A 12757-nucleotide genomic window follows, 5' to 3' on the forward strand; every position below is an offset into this window, starting at 1 on the left:
GGGAAACGGCCGTGGCTGACGGTCTTCCGCTTCCCCACCTACACGCCCGATCTCAACCCGGCCGAGGGTGTGTGGGCGCACCTGAAGAGGAGCCTTAGCAACCTTGCCCCGTGCAGCATCGATGACCTGGCCGGACTGGTCCACACCCGCCTCAAACGGATGCAGTACCGGCCCGACCTGCTTGACGGCTTCATCGCCGAGACCGGACTCATCCCGGCACCGCCATGACGTCACCCCGAACCGAAATTCTCAGTAGCAACGGGCGACGAGCTCGTCGAGCGGGGCCTGGACCAGTACGAGGACGACGAGCGCACCGTCAGCGACCTGCTCATGGACCAGGTGGAGTTCGCCGACGTCATCGTCCTCAACAAACTCGACCTCGTCGACGAGGAGTTGGCCGACCGGCTGCGGGCGACGCTCACCTGCCTCAACCCGGCCGCGCGCGTCGTCCCGGCCGTCCACGGCCAGGTGAAGGCCGGCGACGTACTGGGCACCGGGCTCTTCGACCTCGAACGCGCCCAACAGGCCCCCGGCTGGGTAAGGGAACTCAACGGCGACCACGTGCCCGAGACGGAGGAGTACCGGATCTCCTCCACCGTCTTCCGCTCTGAACTGTCCTTCCACCCCGGCCGGCTGTGGACGTTCGTGACCAAGGGGCTCGACAGCGGCGCGTACGGGCAGATCCTTCGCTCCAAGGGGTTCTTCACGCTGGCCAGCCGCCCGCAGGTGACGGGCCTGTGGTCACAGGCCGGCTCCGTCGCTCGCTTCGAGCCGTCCGGCGCCCGCGACACGGACAGCCCCGACGGCCAGGAACTGGTCTTCATCGGCACGCACCTGCACGCGGAGGCCCTGCACGCGGCATTGAACGACTGCCTCATGGCCGACGGCGAGAGCCTGCCGCCCGTCGACCCGTTCCCCGCCTGGGATACCCACGGCATCGACGACACTTGCGACCACGAGCGGAACGAACTCACGGCGGGCGCCTGAAGGCCCCGGGCCGGGCGGCGGACACAGCCACGGCGCCGCCCGGCCCGGCACGGCACGGAGACCGACCCGGACGGACGCCCTCACCCGAGCCGTCGGACCCGTACGTGAAGCGTTGCCGCGGCCGGCTATCGGGAGCTGTAGGGCAGCAGAGCCATCTCGCGTGCGTTCTTGATGGCCTGTGCTATCTGCCGTTGCTGCTGACGCGTCACGTGGGTCACCCGACGGCTGCGGATCTTTCCGCGGTCGGAGATGAACTTCCGCAGCAGGTCGGTGTTCTTGTAGTCGATGTAGGTGATGCCGGCGGCGTCCAGCGGGTTGGTGCGTTGGCGTTTGGCTGTCTGCCGCCGGGTGGTCTTGTTTCGGGGCATGGTCGGGTGGATCCTCTCTCCATCGGATGCGCTCGGGCATGCGGGCCCTTGGGCAGGGTTCAGGCCACTGGGTCGAGCAAGTCGTCGAAGGCGTGGGGAAGTTGTTTCCAGCCGTCCCTGCCTGCCGCGTACTCGTCGTCGGTGAGCAGGCACGAGTCGAGCAGGGCCAGCAGACCGTCTCGGTCCAGGCCGGGCGAGGTGAAGGTGAGGTACTGGCAGCGGTCCCCGTGCTCGGGGTGCCAGTCCAGTGCGGCAGCGACGCGGCGTTCGGCCGGAACCATCTCCCAGGCGGCATCAGGCAGGGCAGCCAGCCAGGGCCCTACCGATTCCACGCACAGCGCGCCGCCCGCGGCGTCCCACGACAGCAGTGTGTCGGGGCGGTCGGCCAGCCAGAAGCGACCACGGCTGCGGGCGGCGGCGCAGGTCAGGTCCTCCAGTGCGGCGTGGAGGCGCTGGGGGTGGAAGGGCCGGTCACGCCGCCAGACGAGGGTGGTCACACCGTTCTGGTCGCACTCCTGCGGCAGCAGCGCGCACGCGGGATGCAGGCGGGCTGCGGCCGCTGCCACGTCGAACCCCGCCAGCAGAGCAGCTCCCAGGCCGCCACCCTCCACGCGCACTGCTCGCGCGCCTGGTGTGAGCTGGGCCAGCAGCGCGTGGTCGCAGTCGTCGGCACACTCGCTGCCCTCCCCGCACGAGCTATCGACCAGGGCGATCACCGTGGGATATTCCAGCTGCCGGGCGAAGGTGTCGGCGACGGTGCGCTGGTCGGTGGGGGCGGCGGCGAGGCCGACGCCGGCCAGGTCGTCGCCGTTGGACAGGTACGGCAGGACAAGTGCGGGGTCGACAGCTGTGGCGACGCCGGTCAGCGCCAGCGGTGCGCCCGCGGCGGCGATGACCGCGGCCATGGCCTGGGGTTCGACGGAGTCCCACAGTTCCACGACGGCCAGCCGATGCCTGCCCTCCTCGGCGAGCCGCATCAGCTCAGGGACCAGGTCCTCGCGCAGCGCACAGCACGCGCAGTCGTTCACCAGGGGAGCGTCACCGCTGCCCAGCAGGCCGCCGGCGTCGCGAATGGTGCGATGCACGGCACTGCCGACGGCGCCCGTCAGGTCATGATGCAGCGCGACTGAGCCGGGGACCGTACGCAGGATCTCCTCCACGGCAACCCGGCGGGCGTCCGCGTGCAACCCGGCGACGATCGCGACCGGCAGCCGCGCCTGGTCCACGTTCACTGATCGCTCCGTCCGCGTCCGTAGCGCCGCTCGAAGCGCTCGACCCGCCCCGCGGTGTCCAGGACCCGCTGGGTGCCGGTGTAGAACGGGTGGCTCGCCGAGGAGATCTCAACGTCGATGACCGGGTAGGTGTTGCCGTCCTCCCACTCGACGGTCTTGTCGCTGGTGGCCGTCGACCGGGTGAGGAAGGAGAAGTCGGCGGCCCGGTCACGGAAGACGACCAGGTGGTACTCGGGGTGGATTCCGGGCTTCACGGTGCTCAGCGCTCCTCACGGAAGTCGACGTGACGGCCGACGACCGGGTCGTACTTGCGCAGCGTCAGCCGGTCGGGGTCGTTACGGCGGTTCTTGCGGGTCACGTAGGTGTAGCCGGTGCCGGCGGTGGACCTCAGCTTGATGATCGGGCGCAGTTCGTTACGGGCCATGGACAGCACCATACAGTATTGGTTTTCATTTTCATTTAGCTGCTACTGTGCTGCTACCACACGAGGAGGAAGCATGTCCGCTCACTGTCAACTCACTGGCCGACAGCCCGGTTTCGGACACCGCATCTCGCGCTCGCACCGGCGCAGCAAGCGCCGCTTCGACCCCAACATCCAGCACAAGCGTTACTGGCTGCCGAGCGAGGGGCGCCACGTCCGGCTCACTCTCTCCGCAAAGGGCGTCAAGACGGTCGACACGATCGGCATCGAGGCCGCCGTGGCCCGCATCCGCGCCCGGGGAGGGAAGGTCTGATGGCGAAGAAGAGCAAGATCGCGAAAAACGAGCAGCGCCGCCGCATCGTGGACCGCTATGCCGCGCGCCGCGCCGAGCTGAAGGCGATCATCTCGTCTCCCCGGACGTCCGACGAGGAGCGCGCCGCCGCGCAGAGGGAACTGCGCCGGCAGCCGCGTGATGCCAGCGCCACCCGCCTGCGCAACCGCGATGCCGTGGACGGCCGCCCCCGCAGTCACCTGCGCGCCTTCGGCCTGTCTCGCATCCGTGTACGCGAGATGGCCCACGCGGGCGAGCTCCCCGGCGTGACCAAGAGCAGTTGGTGACCCGCACCTGATATTGGCATGTGCGCTCACAGGACCGGTCCAATCCTACGAGCTCAGAGAGCCAAGCCCCCGTCCCTGACACCACACGGGCCGCGGCACCGCCGGGCTACGTGATCCTGGGGGGCCGCGCTCCTTTCCGGATGAAGGCCGCGCGGGTGCGGCCTTCACTGTGCAAGTCTGCAGAGTTCACGTGTGCTCCGGGCTGCATATCGGGAGCAAGCATGCGCTGGTGTCGCGGCCGTTCAGATCGGTGTTCTCCAGTGCGAGGAGGTTGACCGCGGCGGCATAGATCTGGAGTTTTTCTTCGAGGTCGGCGCAGTGTTTGCGGAGTTCGGCGTACTTCTTCTTGCGTTGCTCGTGCTCGCTGAGTTGCGGCCGAACGCCTCCGGCGTGCCCTCTTCGCCTTCGCGCCGCTCGCGGTGTCGACGCGGACGTGGTCGCGGTCGACGCCGGCCCGCAGCAGGGCGTCAATCTGGTGATTCCAGGTTCTGGTCGGCGGTCGAGACCTACGCGTAGCCGATGAGCATGCGCGTTGACACACGACGGGCAGAACGGACTGTCCGCCTCCGGTGTTGGCTGGCGAACCACTGCTGTAGCCGGTGTTCCGTATCTACGGTAGGTCACGGCTCCGTGCCACCCGACTGATGGGCAGAAGGAAGGACCCTTTCTGTGCGACTGGCATCTATGACTAGGGCGGCTGGCATCGCCGCCGCGACGGCGCTGTTCGTGGTCGGTGCTGTCCCCCAGGCCCAGGCATCTCCGTCCGCTGGCTACATTGGCGACGGTTACGCCAATAACAGCCACGGCGTCTGGTGCGTGCAGCACCTCCTCAACACCGCCGGCAGAGGAGCTGATATCCCCGAGGACGCGGTGTGGGGTCCACTTACCAAGCAAAATGTCAAGGCGTTTCAGTCCGCCTATGGCCTGACAGTTGATGGCATCGTGGGCAAGGCAACAGGCCAGAAGCTTCTGGACAAGGGCGACCCCTACTATGGGGGCCACAACTACTGCTACTGGTACCTGCCGTCGTACTAACAAGCCACAGTTCGGAAGTCGCCTGGCAGGAGCTCCGGAACCGCTCATCTGCCAACCCTGCGGTTTCATCAGATGATCGACCACCTCAAGACCACGGACCGCGGCCGTGAACTCCTGGAGGAGTCGCGGCGGCGGTGTGCCGAAGAGGGGCTGACCCCGCCGTGGGACCAGGACCAGGCAAGGGGCCCGGTGCTCCTGAAGGTGTCTCCAACGGATATGTCCCCTGGCGACACCTTCAGGAGCACCGGGCCCCTTGCCTGTTTGTGAAGCAGTTTCCGCAGGTCGCGGACACATGTCAGTCCGGGAGGAGCCCGCTTTGCCCGGTTACCCTACGCTGCTTGTCACTTGGTGGCAGCTTCGGGAGCGCACCCCCGAGTGGGTGATGATGACGCGGTGAGTCTGGATCTGAGCAACTATGAACTCCGCTGGCCGGCGTCGCTGTTCGTAAGCTGAGCGTGTCCTTCGGTCGTCGAGCACCTCGTGGGAGGAGCAGGCGATGTGGCTGCTGACGGAGGCCCTGGCCGGCACCACAGCGGTGGCCGACTTCGAGGACCTTTCCAATCGCCTCGCACCTTCGGACGACCCGTGGGCCAACACCACCCCCGGCTGGGGGAAGCGGGGCGGACGCTCTCATGTTCTCCGGTCTCATCCTCATGGGAGTCAGCCAGATGCGGCCGTCGCGCCGTAGGAGCATCTGAGCAGCCCCGACGGGCTGACGTTCCGTGTCCGAGTTGACACCTGGTGAAGCCGCCCACGTCAGGGGTCGGCTGGGGCCCGGCGTGCGCGCTGGGCGGGCTGGCTGTCAGCCGGTAAATCAGGCCGGGGCGCCCTGCTCATGGCGGACGGGCGCGGAGGGTGGCGGCGAAGTCTTCGGCGCGGGCCAGTTGGATCTGCAAGTTCTCGATCTTCTGGGCGGCGGCCTGCTCGTACATCCCTATCCGCTTCAGGAGTGCTTCCCCGCTCGTCGATGTCGGCCGGCTCATCGGAGTCGAAGCCGAGGGGGCTTCAAGCGGCGGATGACCCTCAGGCGGGCGATGTCGGCCTCGGTGTAGAGGCGGAAGCCGGCGGCCGTGCGACGGCGCCCACGCGACGCCGCACCGGGGCCGCTTGACACCAGGATGGCCTGTAAGCCAGGGCGCATCTGATTCAACCGTCCTTTACGGGCGTGTCGCCGTGGTGACCGAACGCCTCGTCCGGGTTTGATTCGGGTGGCGCGGCACCAACGCCACCGCCAGCGCCGGAACCATGGCCAGGAGCAGCCAGGGAACGGCGGCCGGGAGGCCCAGGTCGAGCAGGGAGCCGGTGGCTGCGCTGCCGATGAGGACGATCAGGCCGCTGACGGAGGACAGCGCGCCGGTGTACAGGCCGAGCCGGCCGTCCTCGGCGAGGTCGGGCACCCAGGCGCGGGCGGCGGGGACGACCAGCATCTGGCCGAGGGTCAGCAAGATGACATACCCCGCAGCGGGCAGCAGCCCGGCAACCCCTGTCCAGCCGACAGGGCGTGCGGCGGCCACGACCGCGAAGCCGGCGGCGATGAGCAGCAGCCCGGCCGTCATGGAGCGGCGCAGGTCGAGCCGGGCGCCCACCCAGCGGGTGACCGGAAGCTGAGCGAAAACGACCAGCAGCGAAGAGAGGGCGAACAGCCAGGACAGGGGCGCCTGGGAGCCCGCCGCGCGCTGTACCTCGTCCGGGAGGGCGAGGTAGAGCTCGTTGTAGGCGAGCAGGTAGGTCCCGTACGCGCAGCACAGGGCCAGGAAACGGCGGTTGCGCAGCAGCACCCGCACCCCGCCCTGCCCCCGGGTGCGGACCCGGCCCGGGATGTGCTGCGGCATCAGCCGCAGGTGCCCGGCGAAGACGAGGGCGAAGACCCCGGCCCCGGCGAGGCAGGTGGTGCGGAAGTCCACGGCGAGCAGCAGCGCCCCGAGCAGCGGGCCGACGAAGGCACCGGCCTGGCCCGCCACGGTGAACAGGGCCAGGACCCGGGTGCGCGGCCCGTGACCCTCCTCCTCCCACACCACCGCCTGGCGGGCCACCTCGGACTCCACGGCGGGGGAGAACAGCGCGGCGGCGAAACCGATCACCAGCACCGCGCCGATCACCGCCCAGGCTGCCTCCGCGTACCCCAGCCAGGCGAACCCGGCGATCCTCAGCACGCAGCCGGCCAGGACGACCGGGCGTACGCCGTACCGGTCGACGAGCCAGCCGCCGACCACGAACAGGCCCTGCTGGCTGAAGGTGCGCAGACCGAGGACGAAGCCGACCAGCCAGCCCGCCATGCCGATCGCGGTGCCGAGGTGCTCGGCGAGGAACGGCAGGACGGCGTAGAAACCGATGTTGAAGGCGGCCTGGGTGACGATCAGCAGCCGCAGCAGCGGTGAGAGTTCCTTCCAGAGTTTCCAGGTCCGTTCGCGCGGGGCTTCGGGGGTGCGGCCTCGGGGTGTCCCGTTCTTGGGCGTGCGGGCGGCTCGGCGGGTCAGGGCGCGGGAGATGAGATCTGTCATGGGGTTTCCGAGGCTGAGGCGGGCACAGGGGGCAGGAGAGCGTCCGGGCGGTTCGGCTGCCGCTCCGGGGTGGGCACGGCCTTCTCGGCCTCGCCGGGTGCTCCGGACGGGCTCCCCGGCCGCTTCCGTCGCCGGGGCAGGCGTATGCCGCCCGCGGCGGTCACCGCGAGCGCGCCCAGCAGGGCGAGGACGGCGGCCGGGAAGAGAACCGCCCACGGGGCGCGCTCGGCGTACGGCTGGTTCTCGGCGAGCAGCAGGCCCCACTCGGGCGACGGCGGCTGAGCGCCCAGGCCGAGGAAGCCGAGGGCGGCCAGGGACAGGGCGATGCCGGGCAGCCGGAGCAGGGCGTGCCGGGTGACCGGTGGCAGCACGGCGGGCAGCAGTTCGTGCCAGAGGAGGTACCAGCGTCCGGCGCCGAGGGCCCGGGTGGCGGTCAGGTGGGTGGTGGCGCGCTCCTGTTGGAGGAGGGCGGAGGTGTGGGTGGCCAGCGGTGACCAGGCGACGACGGCCACGGCGAATGCCGGGGTCCATGGGCCGCTGCCGGCGATGCCGGTGACGAGGAGGCCGGCCAGCACGGCGGGAACGGCGTTGACGGTGTCGACGAGCGGGGCGGACAGCCGGGGCAGCAGACCCAGCAGCACGCCGGCCACGAGTGCGGCGACACTCACCGCGAGGGCGATGGCGAGGGTGTCCAGCGCCCCGTGCGCGATGCGGGCCAGCAGGTCCCGGCCGAGCGCGTCGGTGCCGAAGGGGTGCGTGGGGGACGGGCCTTGGAGCCGGGCGTCGGTGTGCAGGGCGAGTGGGTTGCGCGGCAGGCCGAGGCCGATGACGGCGAGGAGCAGTGCCCCGTACAGCAGGGGCAGGATCCGGGGCGCGGGCGGGATGGGCCGGTGCAGGGAGTGCAGGGCGCCGTCACGCAGCGCGGGTCCGATCAGCCATCGGGCCGCGAGCCGGGCGAGGAGCCCGGCCGTCGCCGCGAGGAGCACCAGGGCGAGCGTGCCGGTCTGCAGCACGGGCAGGTCCTGGGCGAGGGCGGCCTGCAGCGTGAGCCGGCCGAGCCCCGGGATGTCGAAGATCTGCTCGACGGCGACCGATCCGCCCGTCAGGCCGACCACGAACAGGCCCAGGTTGGGCAGCAGTGCGGGCACACACCGGCGCAGGGCCTGCCGGGCCACGGACTTGGGCGGTACGCCGCGCGCGGCGGCGGCCAGCGCCCACGGCTCGGCGAACGCGCAGGGCAGCAGGTCGTCCAGCATCCGCCCCAGCACGGCTCCGGCGGGCAGGCCCAGGGCGAGCGAGGGCAGCACCATCCACTGCGGCCCGTACCAGCCCAGTGCCGGCAGCCAGCCCAGCTGCACGCCGATCACCCAGGCCAGCACGGAGGCGAGGAGGAACTCGGGCAGCGCGGCAAGGACGGCCGTCGCGGTACCTCCGTGTGCGCGGTCGCCGAGGCGTCGCCGGGAGCCGAGCCGCAGGGTGCGCGCACACACCGCCGCGGCCGTGGCGACGGCGACCGCGAGGGCTCCGGCCATCAGCATCAGGGAGACACCGAGGGCCTGCGCGGCGGCGGGCAGCACCTCGCTGCCTGAGACCCACGACGTGCCCGCGTTCCCGTGCAGCAGCCCGCCCAGCCAACGCCCGAGCAGCGGCAACGGGCCGTCGCCCAGGCCGAGCTGGTCCCGGATGGCCCGCAGCGTCTCGGGCGTCGGGTCACGCTCGGCCGACCGGGCTCTGAGCACGGTCAGCGCGGGATCGGTGCGGGACAGCCACGGCAGCAGACCGATCCCGCACACCAGGGCGGCCGTGAGCACAGCCCGCCACAGCAGAGCCGGGCCGCCGCCGCGCGCGAGGGCGCGCAGGGCGGCACCGATACCGCCGGTCACGGTGGCGTTCGAGCTGTTCAGCGCCGGGTCCCCATCCCGATGAGGGAGCGCTCGTACGGGTCGAGCAGCGCGCCCTGCACGGACTTGGCGATGCCCGTGACCAGCTTCAGATGCACCAGCGGGATCACCGCGTCCGTGCCGAGGATGGCGGCCTCCGCCTTCAGCGCGGCGTCCTGCCGCTTGGCGGTGTCGGACTGGGTCTGGGCGGCGGCGACCAGCTTGTCGACGTTCTTGTCGCAGAGGAACGACAGGTTGTTGGAGCCGTCGCAGGTGTAGTCGCTGGCCAGGACGGTGACCGGGTCGCCGGTGTCCAGCATCATGTTGCGGCCGTAGACGACGGCGTCGAACTTCCCGGCCATCATGTCGCCTTCGAGGTGTGCGTAGGTACGCACCTCCAGCTTCACCTTGAAACCGGCCTTCTGCAGCTGCTGCTGGAGGATCTGGGCTACCTCTGGCATCTCGGGCCGGTCGGTGTAGGTGGCGATGGTGATGCTCTTGCCCTTGGGGTCGGTCGGCTTCGCCCGCCCGGTCGGCTCGGTCCGCTTGCCGGCTGCCCAGGGCAGGGCCGGCCCGTAGAGGCCCTGGGCGGGCACGGCGTACCCCTCGTAGGCGCTCTTGGCGATGACCGAGGTGTCGATCGCCTCGCGTGCGGCGGCCCGCAGTCCCGCATCCGTGAAGGCGCCGGACTTCGTGTTGAGGTACAGGCTGGTGTTGCGGGCGGTGTTGACCTCGTGACCCTTGTCCAGGGAGGCGACCTGGGCGACGGGGAGCGACTCGGCGATGTCCACGTCACCGGTGCGCAGGGCGTTGGCGCGGGCGGTGCCGTCGGAGACGAACTTGGCGTCGATGCCGGACGCCTGGGAGCGTCCGCCCCAGTAGTCGTCGTACCGGTCCAGGGTGGCCGCCGTGTCACCGGTGATCTTGGTGAGTTCGAAGGGACCGGTGGCGGTACCGACCACGTTCACCGTGCCGTTCTTCCGGTACGCCTTGGGGGCGAACACCGCGAGGGCCGGGTTGGACAGCCGCAGCGGCAGTACGGGGTCGGCCTCGGCGGTGTCGACACGCACCTGGTTCTTGCCCACGGCCTCGGCGGTGAGCTTCACACCGGAGATCGCGGAGGGGACAGGGTCGGCCTTGCCGACGGCGGTGAGGGCGGCGGCGACGGCCTTCGCGGTGACGGCCTCACCGTCCTGGAACTTCGCCTCCCGCAGCGTGAACACCCAGCTCTTGCCGCCGCTCTCGCTGCTCCACAACTCGGCGAGCGCGGGGACCGCGGTGCCGTTGGCGTCCAGCTTGGTCAGCCCCTCGCTGACGCCCAGCCGGGACAGGAGCATGGCGTCCTGCCCGAACGGCGAGTAGTTCTCGGTGGGAGCGAAGGCGAGGGCAACGCGCAGGCGTGCGCCGTCGGAGGAGCCCGGGGACGAGGAGTCGTCGCCGGAGGAGGCGAAGCAGCCCGTGAGCAGGGGGGTGAGCAGCAAGCCGGCTATCAGCCGACGGCGGGGAGTTCTCATGGCCCTCGTCGTTCTGTGGTGTGCTTCTGTGTGCGGTCTTTGCAGGCCCGGCACGGGATGTGAAGTATATGAATATCGTTTTCGTTTAGACAACGGGGATCTCGAAGTGCACGACGTCGCTCCCGCCGCCGGGCGCTTCCTCCCGCTCATCGAGGACAACCTTGCCCAGGGCCTGCCACAGGCCCATCGCGCCAGGTGAGTGCGGATATGTATGGAGATACACGTGCCGGTAGCCGCCATCCGCCCTCGCGAACTCCAGCAGGTCTTGCACAAGTTGCCGGGCCAGCCTGCGCCGCCGGTGCTCGGGGCGCACGTACACCCGCCGCAACTGCGCGGTCTCCCCTGAGGGGTACCGCTCGGCCAGCCACCGCGGATTCGGCGGATGGGCAGGCCCTCGTGCGTCCAGCGCGGCCGTGGCTGCCACCGTGCCGTCCCGCTCGTCGACTGCGACGAGCAGGGTGTGCCGCGGCGGCACGAGATAGAACGCCTCCGGGTCGATGATGTCGGCGTGCCAGCGCGGCACGTACCCGGTACCGAAGTCCCTGTACACAGCGTCAAGCATCACAACCCGCGCCCCGTCGAGGTCCGCTGCCGTGGCTTCCCTAATGCCATAGTTATGCATTTGCGCATCATATGCAGGAGTGCTGTCGCCCTCCTCGTGGGTCGGCCGCAGTGGGCTGAGCCCTTGGCCAGCCGGGTAACCCGGTCAGGAACTGACCCGGCGGGCCTGGTCCACTGGGTGCCGGCGGAGCAGGCTGGCGAACAGGGCGGCTTGTGGCGCCGCCGCACCAAGGCGAGCCTCGCTGCCCGAGCCGTCGCCCCGCTGGTGTGGAAGTCCGGCCGGGTCGAGGAGAAGCGGACTGTATTGCGGGGTTCACGGACGCAGGGAGGGTGTCCAACATCGGGTTGTGACGACCGAGTTAGACACCCTCTTGACCGCACTGTACGTGCACGCCAGTCCATAGCCAGGCTGAAGGTGATGTGGCGCAGGGCCCTGTTCGTGGCCAGCGACCGTGGGGCGATCCATCAGGCGGGCGATGTCGGCCCGAGCCGCGTGCCAGGGCCGAGGAGCGAACGTGGTGTGCGCGAGCCGGCCGAGTACGTCCAGGTGCATGGCGAGGCGGTCCGGGGTGATCCGGCGCAGGCGTATGGCGTCGCGGGGGCCGGGAAGCCTGACGGCTTCCCGGCCCCCGGGCGGCGTGGTCACGTGGTCAGGCGCCGACGGCCGCGGTGTAGCGGGCGGCGACGTCTTCCCAGTTGACCAGGTCCCACAGCTTGGTGACGTAGTCGGGGCGGACGTTCTTGTACTGCAGGTAGTAGGCGTGCTCCCAGGCGTCGAAGACCAGGAGGGGGGTGGTGCCCTGGCCGACGTTGCCGTGATGGTCGTAGACCTGCTCGACGACCAGGCGACGCCCGAGCGGCTCCCAGGCCAGCACTCCCCAGCCAGAGCCCTGGACGGAGGAGGTGGCGACGGTGAGCTGCTTCTTGAACTGCTCGAAGCCGCCGAGGTGTTTGTCGATGGCGTCTGCCAGCGCCCCGTCGGGGCGGTCGCCGCCGTCGGGGGAGAGGTTCTGCCAGAAGATCGAGTGCAGGACGTGGCCGGAGAGGTTGAAGGCGTAGGTCTTCTCCAGGCCGACCAGGCTGGTCGGGGTGATCTGGTCCTTGTCGCGGATTTCGGCGATCTGCTCCAGGGTGTCGTTGGCGCCCTTGACGTAGGCGGCGTGGTGCTTGGCGTGGTGCAGCTCCAGGATCTGCCCGGTGATGGCCGGCTCGAGCGCGGCGTAGTCGTAGGGCAGGTCGGGCAGCGTGTAAGTGCCCATCAGGCACGTCCCCTTTCCGCACGGGTGATCGTCCGGAGACAGCCTACGCACTTATTGCGAAGAGGTTGCAACAACTACACAGATGCATCAGCATGAGTCGTGACGGGGTCGGCCCGTCAGCTTTCGGCAGCGTGGCAACCTCAGTGCCGCTTCCTTCCCGGAAGGTGATCGTCATCTCACCCGGCACCCGCCGGACGCGGCCGGCCCCGCACCGCTCTTCTGTCATCCCTGGCAGGTGGGACACAGTCCGTTCATGACCAGGCTCTGCAGGGGGAAGGCGGTCGCCTTAGAGGTCGTTCTCTTACCGAACCTCATGTGCGGTTTCCACTGATCAGGCGTGAGATGACGGCTGGCACGGAAGTCTCGGTCCGTTGCTGACCG

At 69.8% G+C, this 12757-nt stretch carries 13 protein-coding genes and 3 pseudogenes; 6 read left to right on the forward strand and 10 right to left on the reverse strand.

All coding sequences use genetic code 11. From position 1 onward, the window contains the following. Together ACIRC0_RS39340 and ACIRC0_RS39345 are read left to right on the forward strand one after the other, a co-directional pair. The coding region (locus tag ACIRC0_RS39340) for a transposase (RefSeq protein ID WP_403626849.1) at window positions 1-228 on the forward strand (228 nt) is incomplete at its 5' end. Window positions 229-258: 30 nt separating this feature from the next. Continuing rightward, window positions 259-987: pseudogene (locus tag ACIRC0_RS39345) on the forward strand (GTP-binding protein); the annotation flags it as partial. Between the two features lie 125 nt (window positions 988-1112). On the opposite strand, the gene rpsR reads toward ACIRC0_RS39345, so the two are convergent. Genes rpsR through rpmG form a run of 4 tightly spaced genes read right to left on the reverse strand, consistent with a single transcriptional unit; the run spans window position 1113 to window position 3011 of the window. Next, window positions 1113-1355 (reverse strand): 30S ribosomal protein S18, encoded by a 243-nt coding sequence (gene rpsR, locus ACIRC0_RS39350; protein WP_403626852.1) that lies wholly within the window; start codon window positions 1353-1355, stop codon window positions 1113-1115. Window positions 1356-1414: 59 nt separating this feature from the next. After that, complete coding sequence (locus ACIRC0_RS39355) at window positions 1415-2587, reverse strand: GTP-binding protein (RefSeq protein WP_403626855.1); 1173 nt, start codon at window positions 2585-2587, stop codon at window positions 1415-1417. Next, window positions 2584-2841: a type B 50S ribosomal protein L31 gene (locus ACIRC0_RS39360; RefSeq protein ID WP_403626858.1), complete on the reverse strand. Its 258-nt coding sequence runs from the start codon at window positions 2839-2841 to the stop codon at window positions 2584-2586. Before ACIRC0_RS39360 ends, ACIRC0_RS39355 begins: the two co-directional genes overlap by 4 nt. Before the next feature lie 5 nt (window positions 2842-2846). Beyond that, the gene (gene rpmG, locus ACIRC0_RS39365) at window positions 2847-3011 is read right to left on the reverse strand and encodes a 50S ribosomal protein L33 (RefSeq protein WP_026252351.1); all 165 of its coding nucleotides are present in this window, start codon (window positions 3009-3011) and stop codon (window positions 2847-2849) included. Window positions 3012-3084: 73 nt separating this feature from the next. On the opposite strand from rpmG, the gene rpmB reads away from it, so the two are divergent. From rpmB to ACIRC0_RS39385, 4 genes and pseudogenes are all read left to right on the forward strand, one after another. Beyond that, a complete protein-coding gene (gene rpmB, locus ACIRC0_RS39370; RefSeq protein ID WP_403626862.1) occupies window positions 3085-3321 on the forward strand; it encodes a 50S ribosomal protein L28 in 237 nt (78 codons plus the stop codon). Continuing rightward, entirely contained in the window at window positions 3321-3626 is a 306-nt protein-coding gene (gene rpsN, locus ACIRC0_RS39375; protein ID WP_403626865.1) for a 30S ribosomal protein S14, read from the forward strand. Before rpmB ends, rpsN begins: the two co-directional genes overlap by 1 nt. 669 nt (window positions 3627-4295) lie before the next feature. Beyond that, a complete protein-coding gene (locus ACIRC0_RS39380; RefSeq protein ID WP_403626869.1) occupies window positions 4296-4661 on the forward strand; it encodes a peptidoglycan-binding protein in 366 nt (121 codons plus the stop codon). A 393-nt stretch (window positions 4662-5054) separates the two neighbouring features. Then, window positions 5055-5286: pseudogene (locus tag ACIRC0_RS39385) on the forward strand (hypothetical protein); the annotation flags it as partial. Between the two features lie 208 nt (window positions 5287-5494). Here ACIRC0_RS39385 and ACIRC0_RS39390 read toward each other — a convergent pair. The 6 genes and pseudogenes from ACIRC0_RS39390 to ACIRC0_RS39415 all read right to left on the reverse strand — a co-directional run. Next, window positions 5495-5736: pseudogene (locus ACIRC0_RS39390) on the reverse strand (MerR family transcriptional regulator); the annotation flags it as partial. A gap of 82 nt (window positions 5737-5818) precedes the next feature. After that, window positions 5819-7162: an MDR family MFS transporter gene (locus ACIRC0_RS39395; RefSeq protein ID WP_403626872.1), complete on the reverse strand. Its 1344-nt coding sequence runs from the start codon at window positions 7160-7162 to the stop codon at window positions 5819-5821. Beyond that, window positions 7159-8973, reverse strand: coding sequence for an ABC transporter permease subunit (locus ACIRC0_RS39400; RefSeq protein WP_403626883.1), 1815 nt, complete (start codon window positions 8971-8973; stop codon window positions 7159-7161). Before ACIRC0_RS39400 ends, ACIRC0_RS39395 begins: the two co-directional genes overlap by 4 nt. Window positions 8974-9062: 89 nt before the next feature. Next, window positions 9063-10556: an ABC transporter substrate-binding protein gene (locus tag ACIRC0_RS39405; RefSeq protein WP_403626875.1), complete on the reverse strand. Its 1494-nt coding sequence runs from the start codon at window positions 10554-10556 to the stop codon at window positions 9063-9065. 85 nt (window positions 10557-10641) lie between these two features. After that, the gene (locus tag ACIRC0_RS39410; RefSeq protein WP_403626878.1) at window positions 10642-11178 is read right to left on the reverse strand and encodes a GNAT family N-acetyltransferase; all 537 of its coding nucleotides are present in this window, start codon (window positions 11176-11178) and stop codon (window positions 10642-10644) included. Window positions 11179-11767: 589 nt separating this feature from the next. Further along, window positions 11768-12376 carry a superoxide dismutase gene (locus ACIRC0_RS39415; protein ID WP_403626880.1) on the reverse strand — a complete coding sequence of 203 codons (609 nt, stop codon included), beginning with the start codon at window positions 12374-12376 and terminating at the stop codon, window positions 11768-11770. Between the last annotated feature and the right edge of the window lie 381 nt (window positions 12377-12757).

The organism is Streptomyces sp. NPDC093984, assembly GCF_044764595.1.
Classification (GTDB): Bacteria; Actinomycetota; Actinomycetes; order Streptomycetales; family Streptomycetaceae; genus Streptomyces; species Streptomyces cynarae.

Coding starts and splice junctions, on each gene's coding strand:
- rpsR (WP_403626852.1), bottom strand. CDS start 1,355: ATGCCCCGAAACAAGACCACCCGGCGGCAGACAGCCAAACGCCAACGC.
- rpmG (WP_026252351.1), bottom strand. CDS start 3,011: ATGGCCCGTAACGAACTGCGCCCGATCATCAAGCTGAGGTCCACCGCC.
- rpmB (WP_403626862.1), top strand. CDS start 3,085: ATGTCCGCTCACTGTCAACTCACTGGCCGACAGCCCGGTTTCGGACAC.
- rpsN (WP_403626865.1), top strand. CDS start 3,321: ATGGCGAAGAAGAGCAAGATCGCGAAAAACGAGCAGCGCCGCCGCATC.
- ACIRC0_RS39395 (WP_403626872.1), bottom strand. CDS start 7,162: ATGACAGATCTCATCTCCCGCGCCCTGACCCGCCGAGCCGCCCGCACG.
- ACIRC0_RS39405 (WP_403626875.1), bottom strand. CDS start 10,556: ATGAGAACTCCCCGCCGTCGGCTGATAGCCGGCTTGCTGCTCACCCCC.
- ACIRC0_RS39410 (WP_403626878.1), bottom strand. CDS start 11,178: ATGCATAACTATGGCATTAGGGAAGCCACGGCAGCGGACCTCGACGGG.
- ACIRC0_RS39415 (WP_403626880.1), bottom strand. CDS start 12,376: ATGGGCACTTACACGCTGCCCGACCTGCCCTACGACTACGCCGCGCTC.